Below are 25037 nucleotides of genomic sequence, written 5' to 3'. Positions count from 1 at the left end.
CAGCCTAGGCTGCGCCAGGGACAACACGACCGACGGTCGAGCTGGCCGGCCATGCCTGGCACGTTGCTCGTGCGCAGATGGCTACTGCGCGGGCAGGACCCAGATGTCGTCACCGTCGCCAGCCGTGTCACCGAAGGTGGGGCAGCGGACGCCGGAAACCGCTTGGACGTCGAAGATCTCCTCCACCCCGGTGGCGAACTCGAAGGTGGCGACGGTGCTGCCGGTGGCGAGCTCGACGATGCCGACACCGCACTTCAACTGGTCGTGGTAGGACGCGATCGGGGCGCCGCCGAAGACCGCAGTGTCACGGATCCGGGACAGGCCCACGAACGCGAGGCCGCCATGGAGGGCCAGTCCACGGGCATAGCCGGGGAAGGTGGCCACGACCGTCCGCTCCCCGGTCGCGAGGTCGACCGCCTCGAGCCGGCCCATGCCGGAGTTCAGCACCAGCAACCCGTCGTCGTACCACCGTGGCGAGTGGGGCATCGCCAGGCCGCTGGTCACCGTCCCACCCGAGGCCACGTCAAGGACCGCACCACTGTCGTTGCGGGAGCGTCGCCAGCCACCGGGCTCGTCGGAGGCAGCCATCACGGTGACGAAGGCGGGCGCGCCGTCGCGCATGGCGAGGCCGTTGAGGTGGCAGCGGTCTTGGGCCGCCAGTGCGGAGATGAAGGGCGGTCGCCACCGCGGGACGAAGCTGTAGCGCGAGTCGAGGCCGGCCAGACAGGAGAACCGCGTGTTGACCACCCACAGATCCGGCTCCCCCGTCGCCGAAGCCCCCCAGGCGATCTCATGGCACTGGATAGAGCCGGTGACGATCGACGAGCGCGGGAGCCAGCAGCGGTCGTGGCGACCGGCGGGTGGCATCGACGGAGCCAGGTCGGAGTGGTCGCGCAGCAGCCACACCTGCCCCTTGCCGCCGACAGCCAGCCGGTCCTCGCCGACGGCCAGGCCCATCGCCTGGTCGAACCGGCGGAAGGACAAGGTCGGCCTCCCCTCAGCGACACCGACGGCGACGACCTGCCCGGCCTGATAGGTCGAGATCAGCAACGAGCACCCCGCCGCCTCCAGCACGTCCGCAAAGTCCGTGCTGTGGTGGAACCGGACTTCGGTGGCAGGAGCCGACGCGGACGGCCCGGCCGGCGCGCTCACCGCAGCCGAAGGGTGTAGTGCTTGGTCGCGCTGCTGGTGGCTCCGGTGCACGAGGTGAACGCGAAGCGGAGCCCGATCCGGACCTTCCCGGTCCGCCTGAGCTTCTTGGTCGTCGACTTCGTGAGCTTCAGCGTGAGGGTGTGGCCGCCCACGTCGTCGAGGTTCTGTGCGGACCGCCGGACCCAGGACCCGCCCGCCGACCTGACGACCAGCCGTCCCGGGATGTCGACGACGACCCTGACCCTCGCCGTGCGCGCGTTCTTGGCATTGGCGGACGAGGCCACGAGCCCACGGCCCAGGTTGAGGTCCTCGACCATGGCCGTGCCCGCCTCGGTGCCGTCCGAGCGCCACAGCTCACGGCCGTGGACACCGTCGTCGGCGGCGAAGAAGATCGTCCCCCCGACCGCGGTCAGCCGCGCGGGGTAGCCGTAGCCGTTGGCATCAGGTGAGACGTCCTTGACCAGGACCGTGCCGCCCTCGGTGCCGTCCGAGCGCCACAACTCGCGGCCATGGACGCCGTCTCGGGCCGTGAAGAAGAGCGTCCCATCGGCTGAGGTCAACTCGTAGGGGGAGGAGTCGTAGTCGCCGGGGCGGATGTCCTTGACCAGGACCGTGCCCGCCTCGGTGCCGTCCGAGCGCCACAACTCCTGCCCGTGATCGTCGTCGGGGGCCGCGAAGAACAGGGTGCCGTCGACGTCGGTCAGGCCGCTGACACCGTAGTAGTCCTCGTCCGTCGAGCCCAGGTCCTTGACGATGACCGTGCCCGCCTCGGTGCCGTCCGAGCGCCACAGGTCGGTGCCGTCGGCGTCGTGGGCTGCGCTGAAGAAGAGCGCTCCGCCCGACACGGTGAGGTACGACGGGTTCCCGCCGCGCGATCCCGGCCAGAGGTCGGCGACGAGGGCCGTGCCGTCCTCGGTGCCGTCGGAGGTCCACAGCTCCCGGCCGTGCACGCCATCCCGCGCGTTGAAGAAGACGCTGTCGCCGTCGGCGACGATGTTGCGCACGCTGCTGTCGTAGGAGCCCGGCCGGATGTCCTTGACGATCGCGGTGCCCGCCGCGGTGCCGTCCGAGCGCCACAGCTCCTGCCCGTGGGCGTCGTCCTCGGCGGTGAAGAACAAGGTGTCACCGGCAGCGGTCATGTTGCCCGGCCCGGTGTCGTAGTCGCCGGCGGAGGAGCCGACCTCCTTCACCAGGGCAGTCCCCGAGGAAGTGCCGTCCGAGCGCCACAGCGAACTGTCGTCGCCGTCGTCGACGGTGAAGAAGAGCGTGTCGCCGACCGCGGTCAGGCTGTCGAGCCCGTTGCCGTAGTAGCCGCCGTCGGCCTTCGGGAAGGCCTTGACGAGGACGGTCCCTGATCGAGTGCCGTCCGAGCGCCAGAGCTCCTGACCCTTGCCCTTCGCGGCGTCGGTGGTGAAGAAGAGCGTGTCCGCGATGCCAGCCATGGACGTGCGGCCGTAGTCGTAGTCGTAACCGTCCCCGCCGCCGACCTTCTTGAGGAAGACGGTCCCGGCCGTGCTGCCGTCCGAGCGCCACAGGCCCTGCCCGTGGGTGCCGTCGGTCGCGGTGAAGAAGAGCAGGTCGCCGACGCCGACGAGGTTGCTCGGTGAGCTTCCGGGGGCCGGCGCATCACCACAGTCCAACTGACGCGCGACGGCACTGCTGGCGCTCGCCGCACCCGGCGCGGCGGCGCCTGCGGGAGCGGCCACCGCGGCTGCGGTCCCGGCACCGGCCAACGTCACCGCGGCGGCGGTCGCGGCCCGCATTGCGCGACCTGCGCGAAGGGCACGGACCCGGCGCCGCTGCGCCTTCGCGCGCGCCACCCGCGACCGTGAGACCTGCTCCCTGAGCGAACGCTGCCGTCGACTCATCCCTATTCCCCCTTCGACGGGCACCCCGACGGGAGCCACGCGAGCCCAGTATGCGCACCAAGAGCGCCCGCTGTCACCGCTTTCGGTCCCGCGATTGTCGCTCTGGGACTACGACGTGACGGCGGTGCCGGGGGTTCCCAAGCTCACCAGAAGATGGCGACACCGATGTTGCCGAGGGTGAGGATCAGCAGTCCCCAGAACAGGCCGTCGGGGATCCGCTCCTTGCGCATGTTGGCCATCGCCAACACCAAGATCACCAGGGCGATCACGAATTTCACGGCGATCTTGGCGTGGTTCACCGGGTGGTCCTGGCCCTCCAAGATCCCCACCAGCAGCAGGCCGGCCAGGAAGGCCAGCCCGATCCCGTCGCGGATGGCGGCGTTGATCCGCTTCACGGGCTCACGCATCTGCACGACCAGGCCACCGAGGAGGGCGCCCCAGCCGATGAAATGCAAGAAGAGCGCGACGTGGAGCAGCAGATCCATGGCGGTCAGGCTACCGTGATGGCTCATCGACGCTGGGGGGCGCGTCAGGGCCCCCACCATCAACGTCAGGGGGATCCCGGGTGGTGCTGCCACGACGACGCACGACAGGCTGTCCGACGTGAGTGACAGCAGCGGCGGAGGTCTGCCGGCCGACGAGACGGTGGCCGCGGGCGGCGACGGGAGCGTCGTACGCACGCTCGGCCTGACCAAGGACTACGGCTCGGTGCTCGCCCTGCACGCACTCGACCTGGAGATCGGCGGCGGCGTCACCGGACTCGTCGGTGCCAACGGAGCCGGAAAGTCGACGCTGGTCAAGATCCTGTTGGGGCTGCTCAGACCGACCTCGGGTCGGGCCTGGGTGCTGGGTCACGACATCAGCAAGGCAGGCCTGACCATCCGGTCGCTGGTGGGCTACATGCCCGAGCACGACTGTCTTCCACCCGACGTCAGCGCAAGCGACTTCGTCGTCCACCTGGCCCGGCTGTCCGGCCTGCCCCGCACAGCTGCCCGAGAGCGAGCCGCCGAGGTGCTGCGCCACGTCGGGTTGGCGGAGGAGCGCTATCGGCCGATGGGGGGCTACTCCACCGGCATGAAACAGCGCGCCAAGCTCGCCCAGGCGCTCGCGCACGACCCCCGGCTGGTGCTGCTCGACGAGCCGACCAACGGGCTCGACCCCGCTGCGCGCGACGACATGCTGCACCTGATCTCCCGGATCGGGCACGACTTCGGCATCGCCGTGGTCGTCACCTCCCATCTGCTCGGCGAGCTGGAGCGGGTCAGCGACCATGTCGTGGTCCTCGACGGCGGCCGACTTCTCCGCGCCTCGGCCACCGACGACTTCTTGGACCAGACCGGCACCCTGCTCGTCGAGGTGCTCGGCGAGAACGCTCAACACCGGATGGGCGAGGCGCTGGCCGCCCGGGGGCTGCTGTGTCGACCGCGCGGCAATCTGGTCGCCATCGATCCGGTGCCACCCGGCGCACCGGATCCGCACGATCTGGTCCGTGACCTGGCCTGCGAACTGGGCGTCGGGCTGGTGCGGGTCCAGGCCGACCACCGCCGCATCGAGGACGTCTTCAGCGAAGGAGGGGCGCATGTCGGCCATCCCGCCTGAGCGGCCGCCCGCGGTCCAGGGCGCGCCACCGCGCCGCGGAGTCATCCACGACCTGGGCTACCGCCCCTATGACGGCACCCGGCTCGGCCCCGGCGCGATCGCCTTGGCGCTGTTCAGCACCGGGCTGCGCAACGTGTTCGGCCTGGGCCGATCCGGCAAGTCCAAGGTGCTGCCGTGGACTCTGCTGGCGCTCAACCTGCTGCCCGCCGTGATCGTCGTCGGCGTCATGGTGATGGTGAAGCTCGACTCACTGCCGGTCGGCTTCGCCCGCTACGCCACCACCACTCAGATCCTGGTGTCGATCTTCGTGGCCGCCCAGGCGCCGATCCTGTTCTCCCACGATCAACGACACGGCTCGATCGTGCTCTATCTCGCTCGGCCGCTGCGGCCGGCGACCTATGCGCTGGTGCGACTGGCGTCGCTGTGGGCGGCCGTGTTGGTCTACCTGGTCGTCCCGGTGCTGATCTTGTACGTCGGCGCGTTGCTGGCCGAGCTGCCGGTGTGGGAGCAGACCGTCGATGCGCTCCAGGCTCTCCTGCTGGTCTTCCTCCTGGCCGGGATGTTGGCCGGTCTCGCCGCAGTGATCTCGTCGTGGTCGGTGCGCCGAGGCTTCGCGGTCGTGGCCACCATCATGGTGCTGCTGCTCGGCAACGGCATCGTCGCCGTGATCCAAGGAATCGCCTGGGACCAAGGCCAGGACCGGATCGGAGAGGTGGCCGGCCTGTTCTCGCCGTACTCCCTCTATCGCGGCCTGATGGAGCTGTTCGACCTGCCCCAGGCAACGATCACCCCACCGGAGGGTGCCGCCATGCTGACGGCGTACGTCGTTGTCACCCTCGCCACCATCCTGGTCTGCATCGGGCTGCTGGTGTGGCGCTTTAAGAAGGTGGCCGACCGATGACGGTTCTCCAGCTGGACGCCGTGTCACGGTGGTACGGCAACGTGGTCGCCGTCAACGGCGTGTCGATGGACCTCGGGCCGGGGGTGACCGGACTGCTCGGACCCAACGGCGCCGGCAAGTCCACCCTGATCGCGATGATGGCCGGCTTCCTCGCCCCGTCCGCGGGGTCGGTGACCCTCGACGGCGAGCCGATCTGGCGCAACCGCGAGGTCTACCGCAAGCTCGGGCTGGTGCCAGAGCGGGAGGTGAGCTTCGGCTACCTCACCGCCCGACAGTTCGTGCGCGCCAACGCCGAACTGCACGGGCTCACCGACCCCGGAGCCGCCACCGAGCGGGCGCTGACCACGGTAGAGATGGTGGAACCGGCGGACCGCCGGATCGGCACCTACTCCAAGGGCATGCGCCAGCGCGCCAAACTCGCCTCGGCGCTGGTGCACGACCCCGCCGTGCTCCTGCTCGACGAGCCGTTCAACGGCGTCGACCCACGACAGCGGCTGCACCTGATGGGGCTGCTGCGCCAGATGGGTGCCGAGGGCCGCACCGTGCTGTTCAGCTCCCACATCCTCGAGGAGGTCGAACAAGTCGCCCGCCATATCGAGGTCGTCGTCTCCGGGCGGCACGCAGCCTCCGGCGACTTCGGCGCGATCAGGCGGCTGATGACAGACCGGCCGATGCGCTATGTCGTGGTCACCTCCGACGACCGGGCGCTGGCCAGCGCCCTGATCGCCGAGCCGTCCGTGCTGGCCGTCGGTCTGCGCCCTCGCGGGGGTCTCGACGTGGAGGTCTCCGACATGGGCGGCTTCGCTCACGTCCTGCCCCGACTCGCCCAACAGCGCGGGGTCCGTCTGCTCGAGCTGAGCCCGACCGACGAGTCGCTCGAGAGCGTCTTCGCCTACCTGGTGGCCTCATGAACCCGACCATCGTCCGGCTAGCCGGCCAAGCCCTGCTCGGCCGCCGCCGCGGTCTGCTGCTGCTCGCCCTACCGATCGTGCTGATCGTGCTCGCGACGATCATTCGCGTGCTCACCGAGCCGGGCGTCGGCTCCGACGTCATCGACGCGCTCGGCTTCGGGCTCGCCCTGCCGCTCGTCGCCCTGTTTGCCGCCTCGGCCGTGCTCGGCCCGGAGATCGACGACGGCTCGGTGGTCTATCTGCTCGCCAAACCGGTGAGCCGCCATGTGGTGGGCTTCAGCAAGTACGCCGTCGCCGCGCTGGCCACCATCGCCTTCGGTGCCGTCCCACTGCTGGTGGCCGGCCTGATCACCGACTCCACCGAGCCCGACGCGGCCGTGGGCTGGCTGGTCGGCGGGGCGATCGCCGGAGCGACGTACACCGCTGTCTTCGTGGCCGCCGCCGCGACCACCCGGCACGCGGTGGTGGTCGGGCTACTGTTCGTGCTGCTCTGGGAGGGGTTGCTCGGCAACCTGCTCGACGGGATCCGGTGGCTCTCGATCGGTGCCTGGGGCCGCGAGATCGCCCATGCCGTCGGTGACGCGGTGTCCGCGCCCGGCACCGGACTCCCCTACGCCCTGATCGCCTCCGCCCTCGTCATCGCCGTCTCGGTCTGGTTCACCGGGGATCGGCTGCGGTCCTTCTCGATGCGCGGGGAGACCTGAGCCAGGCTGAGCCCGATCCACGGTAGGCACTGGCCGGCCATCTCGCGGGCCCGAGTCGGGGCTGCCGGTGGCGTGTGCCGACGCTACGGTGGGCGCACGACGAAGGGAGCAGGCGATGCGGGTAGCAGTAGTGGGATCGGGCAACGGTGGCGTGGCCACCGCCTTCGACTTCGCCCACCACGGGCACGAGGTCGCGCTGTTCAGCCCTGCTGACCATCCCGCCAACATCGACGCGGTCGCCGAGGCGGGCGGCATCTCCGCCAGCGGGGACCTGGAGGGGTTCGCTCCGGTGGTCTACGCCGGACACGACGCCGCCCAGGCACTGGCGGGTGCCGATCTGGTCATGCTCGTCGGGCCGGCGTACGCCACCGAGTCGCTGACCGAAGCCATCCGAGACCACCTCCAGCCGGGCATGGCGGTCGTCATCTGTCCGACCTCCACCTCTGGATCCATCGTCTTCAAGAAGGTGGCCGGTCTGCCGCTGACCGACGAGTCGATCCTGGTCGGCGAGACGAGCACGTTGCCGTACGCCGTCCGCGTCACCCAGCCGGGCACGGTGCGGGTGTTCTTGAAGCTGCGTGCCGGGCTCTACCTCGCGGGGCTGCCCAGGTCGGGCACCGACCGGCTCTACGAGATGCTGCACGGCGTCTACCCGGCCGTCGAGAAGGCGGAGAGCGTCTTCCAGACCACGCTGCAGAACGGCAACCCGGTGATCCACCCGGCCGTGACCATCCTCAACGCCGGCCTGATCGAGCGCACCCATGGCGCATTCTTGTTCTACGAGGAGGGTGTCACCGAGGCCGTGGGCCGGCTGATCGAGGCGGTCGACCTAGAGCGGCTGGCGATCGCCTCCGCGATGGGGGTGCGGGTGCTCTCCGAGCCGGAGCTCGGCTCCGCTCAGGGATACATGGAGGAGCTCAACTACTCCACCGGCTACTCCACGGCCCCCGGCTTCCTCGGCATCGGCGCTCAGCACCAGCTCGACAACCGCTACCTCACCGAAGACGTCGGCTACGGGCTGGTGTTCCTCACCGACCTGGCCCGAAGGATCGGCGTGCCGACTCCCGCGATGGACTCGGTGATCACCATCGCCGGCGTCCTGCTCGCCCGCGACTTCCGCGCCGAAGGCACCCGCACGCTCGCCACCCTCGGCCTCGACGGGCTCAGCCCTGCGGAGCTCGCCGCCCTGTAGGTCGTCTGCCGCGCCCTTGTGGCGTCTCCAGCGGGTCTATTGGGGCTAGGTGCCCGGTCTACGTGACACTCAGCACCCATAGGGGCGCAGAAGACGGGTGACCGCGCCCAGCACAGCGGAGGAATCCATCGCGTCTAGAGCAGGCGGCGGTCGGAGGCCCAGCGGGTGAGCTCGTGGCGCGAGGAGAGCTGAAGCTTGCGGAGGACCGAGGACATGTGGGTCTCGACGGTCTTGATCGAGATGAACAGCTCCTTGGCCACCTCCTTGTAGGAGTAGCCGCGGGCGATCAGGCGCATCACCTCGCGCTCCCGCTCGGTGAGCCGGTCGAGGTCTTCGTCGACGGCGGCGAGTTCGATCGAGCCGGCGAAGGCGTCGAGCACGAAGCCGGCGAGCCGGGGCGAGAAGACCGCGTCGCCGTCGGACACCCGGCCGATGGCGGCCACCAGCTCCGGACCGGTGATGGTCTTGGTGACGTAGCCCCGGGCGCCGCCGCGGATGGTGCCGATGACGTCCTCGGCAGCGTCGGAGACCGACAGGGCGAGGTAGCGGGTGTCAGGACACGGGTTCTGCCGCATCACCTCGACTCCACCACCGCCGGGGAGGTGGACGTCGAGGAGCACGACGTCGGGTCGGTGCTCGCGGATCGCGGCCACCGCCTCGGCGACGTCACCGGCTTCGGCGAGCACCTCGACATCGTGGCCGATCTCGGCACGGACGCCGGAGCGGAACATAGCGTGGTCGTCGACGACGACGGCCCGGACTCGGCGACGGTCAGTCATCGGCCTCTCCTCGTGGCTGCTCGGTGCCTCGTGACTGCTCGGTCCTCGGCAGTCGCAGGCGGACCTCGGTGCCGTCGCCGGGCGACGTGCGCACCTCCGCGGAGCCGCCGTGGCGCTCCATCCGGTCCACGATGCTGTGTCGCACACCGTACCGGTCGGCAGGGATCTCCTCGGGCTCGAAGCCGACCCCGCGGTCGCGGACGAAGACTTCGACGGCGGCATCCGTGACCTCGGCATAGACGTCGACGCGGCCGGTGCCCGCATGCTTGGCGGCGTTGGTGACCGCCTCCCGGGTCGCCGCGACGAGCGGCTCCAGCGGCTCGGCCATCGGAGCGTCACCGACGGTCACGACGTCGACCGTCACTCCGTGGTCGTCCTCGACAACGCCCGCGACCGACCGCAGCGCGGCCGCGAGGGTGGCGCCGTCGGTCGGCGTGACGTCGTAGAGCCACGCTCGCAGGTCGCGCTCCTGCGATCGGGCGAGCCGCGCCACCAACGCGGCGTCGGCGGAGTTCTTCTGAATCAGCGCCAGTGTCTGCAGCACCGAGTCGTGCAGGTGAGCGGCAACGTCGGCGCGCTCCTGGGTGCGGATCCGCTCGGCCCGCTCGTCGGTGAGGTCGGTGGCCAGGCGATAGATCCACGGTCCGATCACGATCGCCAGCCCGGTCACCGCGACCAACCCGGCGACAACCAGGTCCCAGGCCACGGTGAGGCCACCGGCCCGCAGCGCCAGCACCACGAGGGCGCCGCCGAGCAGCGCGAGGCCGGCTGCGACCCGGGCATACGCCGCCCACCCGCCGGCGCCGAAGACCGCCCGGATCGGGTCGAGTCGGCCGGTGGAGTCGAGCCAGCGCTCTCGTTGGGCCTCGTCGGCCTGCCGCCACAGCAGGGCGACTCCGGCAAGGGCCAGACCAAGCGGCCACCAGCTCCAGCCGGTGTTGAAGATCGCACCGACCAGCAAGGCCACTCCGACGCCCAGCGCACCCAACGCGACGGCCGGCCCGGCATCGGCGAGGATCCGCACCGGCCGGGGTCGCTTGCCGGTGCGGGTGGCGCTCTCCAGGCCGGGGGCGTCCGCGGCGAACGCCGGCTGGGCGGGCAGGAAGATCCAGAGCGCGCCATACAGCGCCACCCCGGCGCCACCGAGCACCGCCAGCACCACGAAGGCGGCCCGCACCCACAGCACCGGCAGGCCCAGGTGGTGGGCCAGCCCGGCAGCGACACCGCCGAGCACCGACTGCCCGGTGTCGCGATAGGCACGCCGGAAGGTCGGCGCGGGACGACGCTGACCCGGCGCGGGCCCAGCCGGCCCAGGACCAGCCGACCCAGGACCAGCCGACCCAGGACCGGCGAGGGCTGGGGTCGGCAAGGTCGGTCCGGGCAGCGCCGAACTTGGGGAGGAGTCACTCATCTGACCGTCATCGTCACACACGGCTCGGGGCCGGACCATGAGGCGAGACCCTGGTCCACCCCTGACCCGGGCCCCGAGCCCTCCGGAGACGATCAGGGTCGTCCCCGATGGTGCGCGAGAGCCCGCGGGACCAGAGTGGAGACATGACCACCATCCCGCCCGATGCCCCGACCGACCCCGGGCCCAGGCCCGACGACCGTCAGCGTCCGACGGCGGACCAGCTGCGCGACGTACGCCGTCTCAGCCGCACCGTCGGACCCCACCGCAAGGTGGCCGGTGTCGCCGGCGGCCTGGCCCGCCATCTCGACATCGACCCGGTGATCCTGCGGGTCGCGTTCGTGGTGCTGGCGCTCTTCGGCGGCGGCGGGATCCTGCTCTACATCGCGCTCTGGCTGCTACTGCCCGACGACGAGGGCTCACCGGCTACCGTCCGGCTCGACTCGCGCTCCCTCTCGGTCGTGCTGGTCGTGGTCGGTGTCATCGCCGCACTCTCGCTGATCGGCACCTCCTGGGGAGGCGTGCACGCACCCTGGCCGGTGATCCTGATCGGGCTGCTGGTCGCACTCGTAGTGATGAACCGCCAGCCGCGCGCGCCGCAGCCGCCTGTCGCCCCACCTGCGCCGTACGGTCCGCCACCGGCACCGACCGTCCCGCCTGCTCCCGGAGCCACCGCCCCCGGTGCCACGTCATCCGAAACGGTCGCCCCGGCGACCAGCGGGTATGACGTCCCTGGCAGCGCGACGGCCACCACCACCGCGCCGTACGCGGCGGTCGCCCCGGCGACCCCGGGGTACGACGTCCCGGCCGGTGCTGCGGAGACTCCACCGCCGTACAGCTGGACGCCGCCGACGCCGGCGCCGATCCCGCCGACACCGCGGAAGCCGGGTCCGATCCTGTTCTGGTTCACCCTCGCCCTGATCACGCTGGCGCTGGGTGTGCTCGGCATCGCCGATGTCGCCGGAGCCGACATCTCCGTCTCGGCCTACCCCGCCCTGGCCACCGCGCTCGCCGGTGTGATGCTCGTGGTCGGCTCGTTCTACGGTCGAGCCGGCGGGATCATCCTGGTCGGCCTGCTCAGCGCCGCCACCCTCGCGGGGACCACCGTCGGCGAGCATGTCGTCGACCAGAGCATTACCAAGACACCTTCGACGTCCACCGACGTCCGCAGCCACTACTGGCACCCGGCCGGCGAAATGGTGCTGAACCTGTCCGAGGTCAGCGACCCGGCCGCGCTCGACGGTCGCACCATCACCGTCGAAGGTGGCGCCGGTCGCCTGGTCGTGATCGTGCCCGAAGAGCTCGATGTTCGTGCCACGGCTGAGGTCGACGGGCCCGGGTCGGTCGAGGTGTTCGGTCAGAGCGACGACGGCGTAGAGAACTACGTCACCGCCTTCCACAACGTCCCCGACGAGGCCGGCTCGCTGGTGATCCGCAGCGAGCTCGGCGTTGGCCAGATCGAGATCCGGGCCTCCTGAGGGCCCGAGAGGAGACCATGATGAGCACCACCGAACCCACCCGCGGCACCCACCCGGTCGTGATCGGCCACCTCGTGATGGGCCTGGCCTTCTTGGGCCTGGTCGGCATCTGGGCGGCGGTGGAGTACGGCGGGGTGTCCACCGAGGACCTGCGCTGGCTGCTCCCCCTGCCCTGGGTCTTCGCGGGCGCCACCGGCCTGCTGGCCGTCACCCTGTCCGGCCGACGACGCACGGCCGCACCGTACGCCGCGGCGACGACCGAACCGCCGTACGCCGAGCACGAGTTCGACACCGACCACACCACTGGTCCGGACGACACCGTCACGGACCTCGACCACGAGGAGGAGCAGCGATGAGCGCGCCCACCCCACCCCCTGCCACCGGCCCCACTGGCCAGCCCAAGCGCCTGGTGCGCCGCACCGACAACAAGATGATCGCGGGCGTCTGCTCGGGCGTCGCCGACTACCTCGGCATCGACGTCACGCTGGTTCGCCTCCTGACGGTCCTCGGCGCCATCTTCGGGTTGGGCAGCCTGGTCGTCGCCTATGTCGTCATGTGGATCCTGGTGCCAGAAGGCTGACACCGGCACTCGAGGTCCTCATGCACGCAGCCCGGCGCGCGGCGCCGAGCCCACGGGGGATGTCGTGCTCCGCGGTCGTGGGGGCGACCGCGGAGCACGACGCTGTCTTGAGAGCGTGCGCCAACGGCATGATGGGCCCATGACAGTTCTCCGGCTCGGCACCTTGCAGGGCAGTCCGGTGGCCGACCATCCCGAGCTTCTCGCGGAGCCGGTGCGGGCGGCGTTGGCCGGTTGGCCGCACGCCGACGGCGTCAACGTCGTCGCGATCGACCCCGCCCTCGCCGACACTGCGACCTGCTCGGACGCCTACCAGCTCCCGTTGTCCGCAGGCGCCAACTGTGTCGTGGTGGCGGGGCGACGAGACGGCGCTGAGCGGGTCGCGGCGTGCGTGGTGCCAGCCGACCGTCGTGCCGACGTCAACGCACTGGTCAAGCGCACCATCGACGTCCGCAAGTGCTCGTTCTTGTCGATGGATCGCGCAGTGGCCGAGTCCGAGATGGAGTACGGCGGCATCACGCCGGTGGGTCTCCCCGACCAGTGGCGGATCCTGGTCGACGAGTCGCTCCTCGACGTCGACGTGGTGATCGTCGGGTCAGGTCTGCGCCGCTCGAAGATCCTCCTCCCCGGCCACCTGCTGGCGAAGCTCCCGCGCGCCGAAGTCCTCCCCCAACTGGGCATCTGAGACGCCCAGCCGACACGGCAGCGTCATCCGCTCCCATCGCTCGGGGCGACCAGGAGCTATGACGTCTGGAGCGAGGCGGCGGGCAGCTCAAACCAGCAGAGCTGGTCGAAGTCGTCCGAGAGGTGGCCGGACTCGGCGTCCTCGGGGGGCGCGGCCGCCTCCAAGATCGCTCGCGCCTCGACGAGATAGCCCGCGAGCGCGGAGGCCGGAGCGGTCGCGGTGTGGTGCGGATAGGTCATCGAGCCGGCGTCGTCGTACGACACGTCGGCCAGCCGCAGCGGCGGCTCGATGGCGCCGTCACGGTGGTGCCACAGACCGGTCGCGGCATCGAAGCGATAGTCGCCGAGCAGTCGCCAACCGTGCCGGGCGACCAGACGGACCGCGTCGATGATGTACTCCAGCACCTCGTCGTCGATGAAGTAGTTGAAGTTCACCCGGACCCACCCCGGCTTGATCCCCTCACATCCGGTCGCGATCTGCCGCTCGAAGCGATGCGACTGCTCCAGGCCGATGCCGAGCAGTCGGTGGCCGTAGGGACCGGCGCACGAGCAGCCGCCCCGGGTCTGGATCCCGAACAGGTCGTTGAGCAGCGCGACCACGAAGTTGTGGTGGAGATATCTCCCCGACGGCCCACGCACGACGAAGGAGACGATCGAGAGCCGTCGGGCGTCCAGGTTGCCGAGCAGCTCCAGGGTCGGCTCCTCCTGCCACGCGGAGACGACACGGCGCAGGAGATCCTCCTCGTGGTGGCGGATGGTCTCGACCCCGACCGCCTCCTTGAGCTGGAAGACCAGCCCGGCGCGGATCGACTCCACGATCGCCGGAGTGCCGCCCTCCTCGCGGTGCGCGGGGTCGGCGAGGTAGACGTGCTCGCTCGGGTTGACGTACATCACCGTGCCGCCACCCGGCACCACCGGCACCCGATTGGTCAGCAGCTGCCGCCTGACGACCAGCACGCCCGGTGTGCCTGGGCCGCCGATGAACTTGTGCGGGGAGAGGAAGATCGCATCCTTGTACGCCGCCGCCGCGCCCCCCGGCGGGGCCGTCATGTCGATGTCGACGTACGGCGCGCAGGCGGCGAAGTCCCAGAACGACAAGGCGCCGTGCTCGTGGAGCAGCTCGGCGATGTCGTAGGTGTCGGAGACGATGCCGGTGACGTTGGAGGCGGCGGAGAAGCTGCCGATCTTGAGCGGCCGGTCGGCGAAGCGCTCCAGCTGGCGGCGCAGCTCCGCCTGGTCGATGTGTCCGTCGGCGTCCTCGGGGATGGTCACCACGTCGGCGATCGACTCTCGCCAGGGCAGCTCGTTGGAGTGATGCTCGAAGGGGCCGATGAAGACGACCGGTCGCTCCTCGACCGGGATCTGGTCGACCAGGTGGTAGCGGTCGTCCAGGTCGGCCGGCACTCGCAGTGCGAGGATGCCGATCAGCTTGTCGATCGCCGCCGTGCTGCCCGCCCCGGTGAAGATCACCACGGTGTCGTCGTCACCCCGCACCGCGTCGTGGATCAGGCGGCGTGCGTCCTCGCGGAGACGGGTGGTCTGCAAGCCGGTCCCACTGGCCTCGGTGTGGGTGTTGGCGTAGCGCGGCAACACCTCGTCGCGGATGAAGTCCTCGAGGAAGGAGAGGCTCCGCCCCGACGCGGTGTAGTCGGCATAGGTCACCCGACGCGGACCATAGGGTCCGGTCATCACCTGGTCGTCGCCGATCACGCCCGCGCGGATCCGCGCCAGCAGCGCCTCGCCGTACTCACTCACCCGCACACTGTATGCCGCCGAGGCGCCCTCGGGACGTCATCCTCTCCGGTCGTTCGGGCGACCGGAGAGGATGACGTCCGATCGGCGTCGCGGCGATACCCGGAGGCGAAAACGATTGGCGAGAAGAGGGCCGGAAAACGTAACGTGGGATGAGTGCGCCCGCTCCCCGTGACCGACCCCGGAATCGCGGACGACAGGTCGCCGGACCACTTCTTGTGGTGGATCGCCAAACAGCAGTGGCCGACCCTGGCCGGCGGCATGTTCTACGGGATCATCTGGATGTCCGCGCAGGCCGTGATGCCCGCCATCCTCGGCCGAGCGATCGACCGCGGCGTCGCCGATCGGGACATGTCGCAGCTGGTCTGGTGGAGCGGGGTGATGCTCGCGATCGGACTGGCGCAAGCCATCAGCGGAATCATGCGACACCGGTTCGCGGTGACCAACTGGCTGACCGCGGCCTACCGCGTGGTCCAGTTGGTGGGTCGCAAGGCCGTCCATCTGGGCGGCACCCTGCCACGGCGGGTGTCGACCGGCGAGGTGGTCGCGATCGGCATCAACGACATGTCCAACGTCGGTCAGGTGATGGACGTCAGCGCTCGCTTCAGCGGTGCGGTGGTCTCCTTCTTGCTGGTCTCGGTGATCTTGCTGCAGACCTCGGTGACTCTCGGCCTGCTGGTGCTGATCGGGGTGCCCTTGCTGGTCGTCGCGATCGGACCGCTGCTCTCCCCGCTGCAGCGGCGCACCGCACACCAGCGGCACCTGATGGGCGAGCTCGCCAACACCGCCAACGACATCGTCGGCGGCCTGCGCGTGCTGCGCGGGATCGGCGGTGAGCAGACCTTCTCCGAGCGCTACCGCCGCGAGTCGCAGCAGACCCGTCGCGCCGGCGTAGCGGTGGCCCGGTTGCAGTCGATCCTGGACGCCCTCCAAGTGCTGCTGCCCGGTGTCTTCGTGGTGATCGTGGTCTGGCTGGGCGCGCGGTACGCCGTCACCGGGCGCATCACGGCCGGAGAGCTGGTCGCCTTCTACGGCTACTCCGCGTTCTTGATGATCCCGCTGCGCACGGCCACCGAGTTCGCCAACAAGATCATCCGGGCCCGCGTCTCGGCCGCCCGGATCTGCCGGGTGATGGCGCTCGAACCGGACTACCACGAGCCCGCCACCCCGGCCGCCTCCCCGGAGATCGGCGCCGACCTCGTCGACGCCCGCAGCGGTGTGCGGGTCCGCCCCGGTGCGCTCACCGCCTTGGTCGCCGACCAGCCGGAAGTAGCGGCAGCTCTGGCCGACCGGCTCGGCATGTGCGCGGCAGAGGCCGACGACGCCGTACGCCTCGGCGACGTGCCGCTGACCGCGCTGTCCCCCGAGGAGGTGCGCCGCCGGATCGTGGTCTCCGACACCGGGGCGGTGCTGTTCTCGGGTCGGCTCGGCGATCGGCTCGACGTGCACGGCCGGGACCGCCTCCCGGCCAGCGTCGACGGTGAGGACGCCGGCAGGAGCAATCTCAACCATGCCCTCGAGACGGCGTCCGCCGGCGACATCTTCGACGCGCTCCCCGACGGACTGGACACCGTGGTCGCCGAGCGCGGACGGACCTTCTCCGGCGGCCAGCGGCAGCGGCTGGTCCTGGCGCGAGCGCTGACCGCCGACCCGGAGATCCTGATCCTGGTCGAGCCGACCTCGGCTGTGGACGCCCACACCGAGGCCCGGATCGCGGCGCGGCTGCGTGACCACCGGCGTGGCCGAACCACCGTCGTGGTCACCTCGAGCCCGCTGATGCTGGATGCCGTCGACGAAGTGATCTGGCTGGAGGACGGCAAGGTGTCGGCCGTCGGTGAGCACGGCGACCTGCTCGCCCGCGTGCCGGCCTACCGCGCCACGGTGACCCGCGAGTCGGTCGAGATGCCGGAGCAGGTCGCCCGGTGAGCAGCACGACGACCCTCCCGGTGGCGGACGCTCCCGCGCTGCGCAGCTACGTGCGGACGCTGGGACGGCGACACCCCCGGCTGATCGGCACCGCCTTGGCCTTGCACGGGCTCGCGGCGGTCGCCGGCTTGGCCGCGCCTCGTCTGCTCGGTGATCTGGTCGAGGACGTCAAGGACGGCACCAGCCTCGGCCACGTCAACACCGTCGCCATCCTGCTGGCGGGCTTCCTGGTCGCTCAGACGGTGCTGACTCGCTTCGCCAGACTCGTCAGCCAGGTGCTCGGTGAGCAGGTGCTGGCCGAGCTCCGTGAGGACTTCGTCGACAACACCCTGGCGCTGCCGGTCGGCGTCGTCGAGTCGGCCGGCTCAGGCGACCTGCTCACCCGCACGGGTCGCGACGTCGAGCAGCTGGGCTGGTCGGTGCGGTGGGCGCTGCCGGAGTGGACCATCGCGCTGGTGCAGGGCGTGCTCACCTTCGTGGCCGCGGTCCTGGTCGGCTGGTGGGTGCTGCTCCCCTGTCTGCTCAGCGTGCCGCCGCTGGTCCTCGGCCTGCGGTGGTATCTCGCCCGCGCCAAGGACGGCTACCTGCGCGAGAGCGCGACGTACTCCACGATCAACGCCACCCTGACCGAGACCGTCGAGGGCGCGCGCACGGTCGAGGCGCTCGGCCTGGGCGAGACCCAGGTCCGCCAGATCGACGCTGACTGCGGGGCGTCGTTCCGCGCCGAGCGCTACACGCTGTGGCTACGCACCGTCTTCTTCCCAGCGATGGAGATCTCCTATCTGCTGCCGACGGTCGCCACGCTGTTGTTCGGGGGCTACCTCTACTACCACGGCCACGTCTCCCTCGGTGACGTCACCGCAGCGACCCTCTACGTGCAGATGCTGATCGACCCGGTAGACCGGATCGTCAGCATCCTCGACGAGCTGCAGATGGGTGCCGCCTCGCTGGCGCGCCTGCTCGGCGTCGCCCAGGTGCCCGACGATCGGACCGTCACCGGGGCGCAGCCACTCGACGAAAAGCTCGACGCGACCGACGTGCGGTTCGCCTACGTCGAGGGCCGCGACGTGCTGCACGGGGTGACCCTCGATGTCGGGGTCGGCGAGCGGATCGCCATGGTCGGCCCCTCCGGGGCCGGCAAGTCCACCCTGGGCCGGCTGTTGGCCGGCATCCATCCGCCGCGCACCGGCTCGGTGTCCCTCGGGGGTGTGGGCCTGACCGAGCTGCCACTCGACGATCTGCGCGGCCACGTCGCCCTGGTCACCCAGGAGCACCACGTCTTCGTCGGCACACTCCGGGAGAACCTCGCCCTCGCCGCACCCGACGGCGCCACCGACGACGAGGTTCGCGACGCCCTGGCCGCCGTCGACGCCTTGGAATGGGTCGACGCGCTCCCCGACGGCCTCGACACCGTGGTCGGCTCGGGTGGCCGAGCGCTGACCGCCGCCCAGGCCCAGCAGCTGGCGCTGGCCCGGCTGGTGCTGGCCGACCCGCACACGCTGGTCCTCGACGAGGCCACCTCGCTGATCGACCCCCGCGCCGCCCGCCACCTGGAGCGCTCCCTCGCCGCCGTGCTGCACGGGCGCACCGTCATCGCGATCGCCCACCGCCTCTTCTCCGCCCACGACGCCGACCGGGTCGCCGTCGTCGAGGACGGCGTGATCTCCGAGTTCGGCTCCCACGAGGAGCTCGTCGCCGCCGACGGCTCCTACGCCGCCCTCTGGGACTCCTGGAACGGCCACCAGCGCGACTGACCTGGGCCCGACCCATCTGCCGCGGTGTTGTCGTGGCTGAGGACCCGGTTTACGAGGCACTTTGCCACTACAAGACCGCGGCAGACGCAACAAGACCGCAGCAGATGGGCAGACATCGGAGCGGCATCCGTAGGCTGCTGCTTCGGAATCCTGCTCACAGGTTCATTACGACTGTTGCGTCCGTCCCCCGTGGTCGGTTTAGATCACTGAAACCGTTGGAGGAGCCCGCCAGTGACGACTGCCCCCATCCATGCCGAACCAGATACGCCCGAGGTGGCCCCGACCGACGCCGTCCAGCTCACCCGGGTCAGCAAGTTCTACGGCGACGTGGTCGCCGTAGACGACATCACGCTGACCGTGCGCAGCGGGGAGTTCCTCTCCCTGCTCGGTCCGTCGGGGTGTGGCAAGACCACGACGCTGCGGATGATCGCCGGGTTCGAGCATCCCGACACCGGCGACATCGAGGTCGCGGGCAAGAGCGTGCTCGGTGTGCCGCCCTACAAGCGCAATGTCAACACCGTCTTCCAGGCCTACGCGCTCTTCCCGCACATGTCGGTGGCGGAGAACGTCGCCTACGGCCTGCGTCAGGTCAAGACGCCCAAGGCCGAGATCCGCGACCGGGTCGCCGAGGCGCTCGACCTGGTGCAGATGCGCAGCTATGCCAACCGCGGCTCGACCCAGCTCTCGGGCGGGCAGCAGCAGCGGGTCGCGCTGGCGCGGGCGTTGGTGAACCGCCCCTCGGTGCTGCTGCTCGACGAGCCGCTCGGTGCCCTGGACCGGCAGCTGCGCGAAGAGATGCAGGTCGAGCTCAAGCTGCTGCAGACGCGGCTCGGCATCAGCTTCGTCTTCGTCACCCACGACCAGAGCGAGGCGCTGGCGATGAGCGACCGGATCGCGATCATGCGCGACGGCCGCATCGAGCAACTGGCCGACGCCGACACGATCTACTCCGTGCCCGCCTCGGCCTATGTGGCCGGCTTCGTGGGCCAGCAGAACTTCATCGACGGCCGTGCGACGGGGCCCGGGGCCGTGGACTCGGTGGTCGGCCCGATCCGGTCGACCCGCGCGACCAGCACCACGACCGGTGACCCGGTGCGCGTCGCCGTACGCCCCGAGTTCGTCGAGGTCACAGCGGCCCGCCCCGACGGAGCCACGGAGAACACCGTCGGCGGCACCGTGGTCGGGATCGCCCACCAGGGCGAGACCCGGCAGTTCCTGGTCGAGGTCGGCACCGAGCGACCGCTGTTGGTGCGCCGCCCGACGCCGACTGCGCCCGACCTCGCGATGGGAGATCAGGCGTGGTGCTACTGGAGCGCCGACCACGTCCACGTCTTCGCTGCCGACGAGCCCCCGCCCCCACCGCCCGAGGACGAGCCCGCCCAGCACTGAGCCACCCGCTGACCCAAGCATCACGAGGAGCAGACATGACCACCCCCGATCGCCCGTTGCGCGTCCTGGCCCACACCTCCCAGATCCCCCGGATCAAAGCGGAGCTCACCCGTCGACACTTCCTCGGGCTCGCCGCGGCCGCCGGAAGCGCCGGCCTCCTGGCCGCCTGTGGCGGAGGTGGCTCGCCGAGCGGCGGGAGCAGCAAGGTCACGAAACCGATCGCCAGCGGCGGCCCGCTCGAGGACACCGTGACGATGTACTCCTGGGGTGACTACGACGCCCCCGAGGTGCTCAAGGCCTTCACCAAGAAGATCGGGCCGACCATCACCTCGGACTCCTTCAACTCCAACGAGGAGATGATCGCCAAGCTGGTCGCCGCCAAGGGCACGTCGGGCTACGACATCGTGGTGCCGACCGGGCCGTACATCCCCCAGATGGTCGAGAACGGCCTGTTGGCGCCGCTCAACAAGGACCTGATCCCGAATCTCGAGCACATGGACCCGGCCTTCCTCGGCAGGGACTGGGACAAGGACAACGACTACTCGATCTGCAAGGCCTGGGGCACCACCGGCTTCGTCTACGACAAGACCGTGGTCAGCCGCGACCTGACCACCTGGGCCGACTTCCTCGACGCCGCGCAGAACGAAGCAAGCGGCAAGACCTCGGTCCTGGACGACCCCGGCGAGCTGACCGGCCTCTACTTCTGGGCCAACGACATCGACTGGAACACCACCGACGAGGGTGACCTGCAGGCGGCGGAGGACTTCTTGGTCGACAAGTTGGCCGAGCACATCTCGGCCTTCGACTCCTACCCCGGCGGCCAGGCGATCCCGCAGAGCACGCAGACCCTGATGCAGGTCTACAACGGTGACGCCCGGATCGGCATCCTCAACAGCAAGGACCCCGACAAGTGGCAGTGGGTGCTGGGTGCCCCGAAGACCGAGCTCTGGATGGACAATTGGTCGATCGTCGCCGGTGCGCCGCACCCGGAGGCCGCGCATGCCTTCATCAACTTCGTGCTGACTCCTGAGAACCAGCTCGCCAACGTGGCCTACATCGGCTACCACACCGGCGCGAAGGACATCGAGCAGGCGGCCAAGGACGCCAAGCTGCCGCTGCTCGACATGGTCTTCTTCTCTCCGGAGCAGTTGGACACCATGACCACCGGCGAGGTGAACGAGGCTCAGCAGCGTCACGTCGACATCTGGGACAAGGTCAAGGCGGCGGCCGGTGCCTGACCGCCGTACGCCGGGGGGGCCGCGCCGCTTGCGGGCTCCCGGCTTCGCGCTCGCTATCCCCGCGTGGGTGTGGCTGATCGCGTTCTTCGTCGTCCCGATCGGGACGATCGCGTGGTTCAGCTTCGGCTACAAGCCGGGCCTGTTCGGGACCCACGCCAACGACGTGCTCTCGCTGGACCGCTACCGCGAGGCGTTCTCCCCGACGTTCTTCACCACGTTCACCAACACCCTACGGATCGGCATCACCGGCACCCTGATCTGTCTGCTGATCGGCCTGCCGGCGGCGTACTGGATGGCGGTCAAGGCTCCGCCCCAGCGCCGTGGCCTCCTGCTGGCGTTGGTGATGGTGCCCTACTGGACCAACTTCTTGGTCCGCACGATCGGCTGGCAGGTGATCCTCGCCCCGCACGGCTGGGTCTCCGGCCTGCTGCAACGGCTGCAGTTCATCGACGAACCGCTCGCCGTGCTCAACACCCGCACGGCGGTGCTGATCGGCGTCGTCTACAACTATCTGCCGCTGATGATCCTGCCGCTCTTCGTGGCCTTCGACCGGGTCGGCGAACCGCTGCGCGAGGCCAGCAAGGACCTCGGCGCCAACCGCTGGCGCACCTTCGTCCAGGTGACCCTCCCACTGGCCCGACCGGGGATCATCGCTGGGACCGCCCTGGTCTTCATCCCGCTGATGGGCGACTACGTCACCGCCACCGTGCTCGGTGGCGCGAAGGGCAACATGGTCGGCCAGTTGGTGGCCAGCCAGTTCCAGACCGCGCAGAACTGGGCGCTCGGCTCGGCCATGGCGATGGTGCTGATCTTGGTCATCGCCACCACCGTGGCCGTCATCGCGCTGCTGCTATGGCTGGTCTCGTTGCCGCTGCGGTCCCGACAGCGGCTGGTCCTGGAGGACGTCGCATGACCCCGCCAACCGCTACCGCCGCCGCTACCGACGCACCGCCCCGCAACCCGCAGCCGCGCTCGTTGACCGACCGGCTGCTCGCAGCCTGGGGCGTCCTGGTGTTGGCCTTCCTGTTCGCGCCGATCGTCGTGGTGGTGATCTACTCCTTCAACGAGGGCCGGCTGCTGATCGCCTGGGACCACTTCGGCTTCGGCTCCTACACCGGCCTGCTCGACCGGCCGGAGATCCGGCACTCGGTGATCGTCTCGCTCCAGGTGGCGGTGCTGTCGGCGCTGGTCGCCACACTCCTTGGCACGACCGCAGGGGTCGCATTGGCGCGGCGCCCCGGACGCTGGGTCGTGCTCTTCCTCGGCCTGCTGCTGCTCATCTCGGTCACGCCGGAGATCGTCGACGCGGTGTCGCTGCTGCCCTGGATGGTCTATCTCGGCCAGGATGCCGGGCTGGTGATCTTCAACAACGGCCTGGTCCGCCTGGTGGTCGGCCACTCGCTCTTCTCCACCGCCGTGGTGGCCTATCTGGTCCGGGCCCGGTTGGTCGGGCTGGACGAGAGCCTGGAGGAGGCCTCCGCTGACCTGTACGCCGTGCCGTGGCGCACCTTCCGCCAGATCACCGTGCCGTTGGCGATGCCGGCGGTGCTGGCCGGCTTCCTGCTGTCCTTCACCCTCAGCCTGGACAACACCATCGTGTCGGCTTTCGTGCAGGTGTCCGGCTCGACACCGTGGCCCGTCTACGTGCTGAGCTCGTTGCGCTCCGGGTTGCGGCCGGAGATCGCCGCGATGTCCACGATCATGCTGCTAGTGACCCTGCTCGCCCTAGCCCTGATGACGATCGTGCTGCGCCGCGCCGGCGACTCCGCGACCGACATCGCCCGCAACATCGGAGGTTGAACCATGGTGGATCTGATCTTCTCCGCAGGCCCGGTCTTCACCGCCTCGGCGGTCCGGGAGCGGCCCACGGCCGTCGCGGTGACCGACGGCCGGATCGTCGCGGTCGGCCACGACGAGGTGCTCGACCTGGCGACGTCCAGCACCGAGCGGGTGGACCTGGCCGGACGGCTGCTGATGCCCGGCTTCCAAGACGTGCACGTGCATCCGGTCTTCGCCGGGGTCGACCTGCTGCGATGCGACCTGTCCGACCTCTTCTCCGCCGAGGACTGCCTGGCCCGCATCGCTGACTACGCCCGCGCCCACCCTGACCTGGAGTGGATCGTCGGCGGCGGCTGGTCGATGGCCGCCTTCCCCGGTGGCACGCCCACCGCGGAAGCATTGGACGCGGTGGTCGGCGACCGGCCGGCGTACCTCCCCAATCGCGACGGCCACGGCGCCTGGGCCAGCTCGGCGGCGCTGCGGCTGGCCGGCATCGACGCCGGCACGCCCGACCCGGTCGACGGCCGGATCGAGCGGGACTCTGCCGGTCGTCCGACCGGGACCCTGCACGAGGGCGCGATGAGCCTGGTCACCAAGCTGCTGCCGGCGACCACCGAGCAGGAGGCGTACGACGGCCTGCTGCTCGCCCAGTCGCAACTCCACGCGTGGGGCGTGACTAGCTGGCAAGACGCGATCATCGGCGACGTCGGCGACGGGGTGGACCCCGGAGCGGCGTACCTCCGCGCAGAGGCCGACGGAAGGCTGACCGGCCGCGTGGTCGGTGCCCTGTGGTGGGACCGCGGCCGCGGCCTGGAGCAGATTCCCGAGCTGGTCGAGCGACGCGCCACGCAGATGCGTGACCGGTTCCGGCCGACCAGCATCAAGATCATGGCCGACGGAGTGGCGGAGAACTACACCGCCGCGATGATCGAGCCCTACTGCGACGGACACGGCCACCCGACCGACAACTCGGGGATCTCGTTCGTGCCGCCCGAGGTGCTGCTGCCCGCGGCCGCCGCGCTCGACGCGGAGGGGTTCCAACTGCACTTCCACGCGATCGGCGATCGCGCCGTCCGCGAGGCGCTGGACGCGGTCGAGCACGCCCTCACGGTGAACGGTCGTCGGGACGCGCGCCATCACATCGCACACATCCAGGTCATCCATCCCGACGACATCGCCCGCTTCCGCGACCTCGGGGTGGCTGCCAACATGCAGACCCTCTGGGCAGCACTTGAGGCACAGATGGTCGAGCTCACCTTGCCGTTCCTCGGCGAGCCGCGCGGCTCTTGGCAGTACCCGTTCGGCGATCTGCACCGCTCCGGCGCCGTCCTCGCCGCGGGCAGCGACTGGGCCGTGTCTACCGCCGACCCGTGGCCGGCCATCCACGTCGCCGTCAACCGCCAGGTCCCCGAAGAGCATCGCGAGGACGACGTCGAGCACCCGGTCTTCCTGCCCGACCAGCGCCTCGACCTCGGCACCGCGTTGACCGCCTACACCGCCGGCTCTGCCTACGTGAACCACCTCGACGACACCGGCACCATCCGTCCCGGCGCCCTCGCCGACCTCGTCGTCCTCGACCGCGACCCCTTCGCCGAGCCCGCCGACCAGATCGGCTCCACCCGCGTCCTGCAGACCTTCGTCGACGGCCGCCGGGTGTTTGCGGCCGACGACGCCTGAGGATCGGAGTTCAGTTGTCGGGCGGTGGGGCTGCGGGTCGGGTCACCGGGTTGCCGGTGGTGTGGGGTTACGGCCGACAGGGCTTCTACGGGGAGAGGCGGTTGGCGGTCCGGGTTGCTCGCCGGGGTGGTGGTCCGCTGGGGTCACTCCTGTCACCGCTTTCACAAGGTATGTAGGGATCGCTCCGCTTACCTCGGCGAATGACGCATGGCAAGTGCAGGGATCACCACATACCTTGAGAAAACAGCAACCGGTGTGACTGCCGTGGC

General features: G+C 70.2%; 22 protein-coding genes. 16 read left to right on the top strand and 6 right to left on the bottom strand.

Features of this window, described 5'->3' with window-relative positions; translation table 11 throughout:
• Positions 1–81 precede the first annotated feature (81 nt).
• From QM714_RS18605 to QM714_RS18595, 3 genes are all read right to left on the bottom strand, one after another.
• On the bottom strand, positions 82–1152 hold the full coding sequence (locus QM714_RS18605) for a TIGR03032 family protein (protein WP_415102826.1): 1071 nt from the start codon (positions 1150–1152) through the stop codon (positions 82–84).
• Positions 1149–2915, bottom strand: a complete 1767-nt coding sequence (locus QM714_RS18600) for an ELWxxDGT repeat protein (RefSeq protein WP_415102825.1) — start codon at positions 2913–2915, stop codon at positions 1149–1151. The genes QM714_RS18605 and QM714_RS18600 overlap by 4 nt, the downstream gene beginning before the upstream one ends.
• A gap of 248 nt (positions 2916–3163) precedes the next feature.
• Positions 3164–3505 carry a hypothetical protein gene (locus QM714_RS18595; protein WP_415102824.1) on the bottom strand — a complete coding sequence of 114 codons (342 nt, stop codon included), beginning with the start codon at positions 3503–3505 and terminating at the stop codon, positions 3164–3166.
• 118 nt (positions 3506–3623) lie between these two features.
• Between QM714_RS18595 and QM714_RS18590 the strand changes: the two genes are divergently transcribed.
• The 5 genes from QM714_RS18590 (at position 3624) to QM714_RS18570 (ending at position 8327) form a co-directional block, all read left to right on the top strand.
• Positions 3624–4619, top strand: a complete 996-nt coding sequence (locus QM714_RS18590; RefSeq protein ID WP_415102823.1) for an ABC transporter ATP-binding protein — start codon at positions 3624–3626, stop codon at positions 4617–4619.
• Positions 4600–5520 (top strand): ABC transporter permease, encoded by a 921-nt coding sequence (locus QM714_RS18585; RefSeq protein WP_415102822.1) that lies wholly within the window; start codon positions 4600–4602, stop codon positions 5518–5520. The genes QM714_RS18590 and QM714_RS18585 overlap by 20 nt, the downstream gene beginning before the upstream one ends.
• A complete protein-coding gene (locus QM714_RS18580) occupies positions 5517–6431 on the top strand; it encodes an ABC transporter ATP-binding protein (protein WP_415102821.1) in 915 nt (304 codons plus the stop codon). Before QM714_RS18585 ends, QM714_RS18580 begins: the two co-directional genes overlap by 4 nt.
• Complete coding sequence (locus tag QM714_RS18575) at positions 6428–7135, top strand: hypothetical protein (RefSeq protein ID WP_415102820.1); 708 nt, start codon at positions 6428–6430, stop codon at positions 7133–7135. The genes QM714_RS18580 and QM714_RS18575 overlap by 4 nt, the downstream gene beginning before the upstream one ends.
• Before the next feature lie 115 nt (positions 7136–7250).
• Positions 7251–8327: an NAD/NADP octopine/nopaline dehydrogenase family protein gene (locus QM714_RS18570; RefSeq protein WP_415102819.1), complete on the top strand. Its 1077-nt coding sequence runs from the start codon at positions 7251–7253 to the stop codon at positions 8325–8327.
• Positions 8328–8461: 134 nt separating this feature from the next.
• Here the strand turns inward: QM714_RS18570 and QM714_RS18565 are convergent, their stop codons facing one another.
• Positions 8462–9106 carry a LuxR C-terminal-related transcriptional regulator gene (locus QM714_RS18565; protein WP_415102818.1) on the bottom strand — a complete coding sequence of 215 codons (645 nt, stop codon included), beginning with the start codon at positions 9104–9106 and terminating at the stop codon, positions 8462–8464.
• Positions 9099–10517, bottom strand: coding sequence for a PspC domain-containing protein (locus tag QM714_RS18560; RefSeq protein WP_415102817.1), 1419 nt, complete (start codon positions 10515–10517; stop codon positions 9099–9101). The genes QM714_RS18565 and QM714_RS18560 overlap by 8 nt, the downstream gene beginning before the upstream one ends.
• Before the next feature lie 143 nt (positions 10518–10660).
• On the opposite strand from QM714_RS18560, the gene QM714_RS18555 reads away from it, so the two are divergent.
• The 4 genes from QM714_RS18555 to QM714_RS18540 all read left to right on the top strand — a co-directional run bounded on the left by QM714_RS18555 (position 10661) and on the right by QM714_RS18540 (position 13254).
• Entirely contained in the window at positions 10661–11992 is a 1332-nt protein-coding gene (locus tag QM714_RS18555; protein WP_415102816.1) for a PspC domain-containing protein, read from the top strand.
• Positions 11993–12012: 20 nt separating this feature from the next.
• Entirely contained in the window at positions 12013–12348 is a 336-nt protein-coding gene (locus QM714_RS18550) for a hypothetical protein (RefSeq protein WP_415102815.1), read from the top strand.
• A complete protein-coding gene (locus QM714_RS18545) occupies positions 12345–12572 on the top strand; it encodes a PspC domain-containing protein (RefSeq protein WP_415102814.1) in 228 nt (75 codons plus the stop codon). Before QM714_RS18550 ends, QM714_RS18545 begins: the two co-directional genes overlap by 4 nt.
• Before the next feature lie 139 nt (positions 12573–12711).
• Positions 12712–13254 carry a YbaK/EbsC family protein gene (locus QM714_RS18540; protein WP_415102813.1) on the top strand — a complete coding sequence of 181 codons (543 nt, stop codon included), beginning with the start codon at positions 12712–12714 and terminating at the stop codon, positions 13252–13254.
• Positions 13255–13310: 56 nt separating this feature from the next.
• On the opposite strand, the gene QM714_RS18535 is transcribed toward QM714_RS18540, so the two are convergent.
• Complete coding sequence (locus QM714_RS18535) at positions 13311–15008, bottom strand: aminotransferase class V-fold PLP-dependent enzyme (RefSeq protein WP_415102812.1); 1698 nt, start codon at positions 15006–15008, stop codon at positions 13311–13313.
• A 153-nt stretch (positions 15009–15161) separates the two neighbouring features.
• Here QM714_RS18535 and QM714_RS18530 point away from each other — a divergent pair, with 153 nt between their 5' ends.
• From QM714_RS18530 to QM714_RS18500, 7 genes are all read left to right on the top strand, one after another.
• The gene (locus QM714_RS18530; RefSeq protein ID WP_415102811.1) at positions 15162–16931 is read left to right on the top strand and encodes an ABC transporter ATP-binding protein; all 1770 of its coding nucleotides are present in this window, start codon (positions 15162–15164) and stop codon (positions 16929–16931) included.
• Positions 16928–18685 carry an ABC transporter ATP-binding protein gene (locus QM714_RS18525; protein ID WP_415102810.1) on the top strand — a complete coding sequence of 586 codons (1758 nt, stop codon included), beginning with the start codon at positions 16928–16930 and terminating at the stop codon, positions 18683–18685. Before QM714_RS18530 ends, QM714_RS18525 begins: the two co-directional genes overlap by 4 nt.
• Before the next feature lie 231 nt (positions 18686–18916).
• Complete coding sequence (locus tag QM714_RS18520) at positions 18917–20074, top strand: ABC transporter ATP-binding protein (RefSeq protein WP_415102809.1); 1158 nt, start codon at positions 18917–18919, stop codon at positions 20072–20074.
• Positions 20075–20109: 35 nt separating this feature from the next.
• Entirely contained in the window at positions 20110–21312 is a 1203-nt protein-coding gene (locus tag QM714_RS18515; RefSeq protein ID WP_415102808.1) for a spermidine/putrescine ABC transporter substrate-binding protein, read from the top strand.
• Positions 21305–22225, top strand: coding sequence for an ABC transporter permease (locus QM714_RS18510; RefSeq protein ID WP_415102807.1), 921 nt, complete (start codon positions 21305–21307; stop codon positions 22223–22225). Before QM714_RS18515 ends, QM714_RS18510 begins: the two co-directional genes overlap by 8 nt.
• Complete coding sequence (locus QM714_RS18505; RefSeq protein WP_415102806.1) at positions 22222–23112, top strand: ABC transporter permease; 891 nt, start codon at positions 22222–22224, stop codon at positions 23110–23112. Before QM714_RS18510 ends, QM714_RS18505 begins: the two co-directional genes overlap by 4 nt.
• A 3-nt stretch (positions 23113–23115) precedes the next feature.
• Positions 23116–24768 (top strand): amidohydrolase, encoded by a 1653-nt coding sequence (locus QM714_RS18500; protein ID WP_415102805.1) that lies wholly within the window; start codon positions 23116–23118, stop codon positions 24766–24768.
• The last annotated feature ends 269 nt before the right edge of the window (positions 24769–25037 follow it).

It is taken from the genome of Nocardioides sp., assembly GCF_047602075.1.
GTDB lineage: Bacteria > Actinomycetota > Actinomycetes > Propionibacteriales > Nocardioidaceae > Nocardioides.
The sequence above is the reverse complement of the archived record's forward strand: the minus strand, read 5'-3'. Positions and strand labels throughout refer to the sequence as shown.

Coding starts and splice junctions, on each gene's coding strand:
- QM714_RS18600 (WP_415102825.1), bottom strand. CDS start 2,915: ATGCGGGCCGCGACCGCCGCCGCGGTGACGTTGGCCGGTGCCGGGACC.
- QM714_RS18595 (WP_415102824.1), bottom strand. CDS start 3,505: ATGGATCTGCTGCTCCACGTCGCGCTCTTCTTGCATTTCATCGGCTGG.
- QM714_RS18585 (WP_415102822.1), top strand. CDS start 4,600: ATGTCGGCCATCCCGCCTGAGCGGCCGCCCGCGGTCCAGGGCGCGCCA.
- QM714_RS18580 (WP_415102821.1), top strand. CDS start 5,517: ATGACGGTTCTCCAGCTGGACGCCGTGTCACGGTGGTACGGCAACGTG.
- QM714_RS18575 (WP_415102820.1), top strand. CDS start 6,428: ATGAACCCGACCATCGTCCGGCTAGCCGGCCAAGCCCTGCTCGGCCGC.
- QM714_RS18570 (WP_415102819.1), top strand. CDS start 7,251: ATGCGGGTAGCAGTAGTGGGATCGGGCAACGGTGGCGTGGCCACCGCC.
- QM714_RS18565 (WP_415102818.1), bottom strand. CDS start 9,106: ATGACTGACCGTCGCCGAGTCCGGGCCGTCGTCGTCGACGACCACGCT.
- QM714_RS18560 (WP_415102817.1), bottom strand. CDS start 10,517: ATGAGTGACTCCTCCCCAAGTTCGGCGCTGCCCGGACCGACCTTGCCG.
- QM714_RS18555 (WP_415102816.1), top strand. CDS start 10,661: ATGACCACCATCCCGCCCGATGCCCCGACCGACCCCGGGCCCAGGCCC.
- QM714_RS18550 (WP_415102815.1), top strand. CDS start 12,013: ATGAGCACCACCGAACCCACCCGCGGCACCCACCCGGTCGTGATCGGC.
- QM714_RS18545 (WP_415102814.1), top strand. CDS start 12,345: ATGAGCGCGCCCACCCCACCCCCTGCCACCGGCCCCACTGGCCAGCCC.
- QM714_RS18540 (WP_415102813.1), top strand. CDS start 12,712: ATGACAGTTCTCCGGCTCGGCACCTTGCAGGGCAGTCCGGTGGCCGAC.
- QM714_RS18515 (WP_415102808.1), top strand. CDS start 20,110: ATGACCACCCCCGATCGCCCGTTGCGCGTCCTGGCCCACACCTCCCAG.
- QM714_RS18505 (WP_415102806.1), top strand. CDS start 22,222: ATGACCCCGCCAACCGCTACCGCCGCCGCTACCGACGCACCGCCCCGC.
- QM714_RS18500 (WP_415102805.1), top strand. CDS start 23,116: ATGGTGGATCTGATCTTCTCCGCAGGCCCGGTCTTCACCGCCTCGGCG.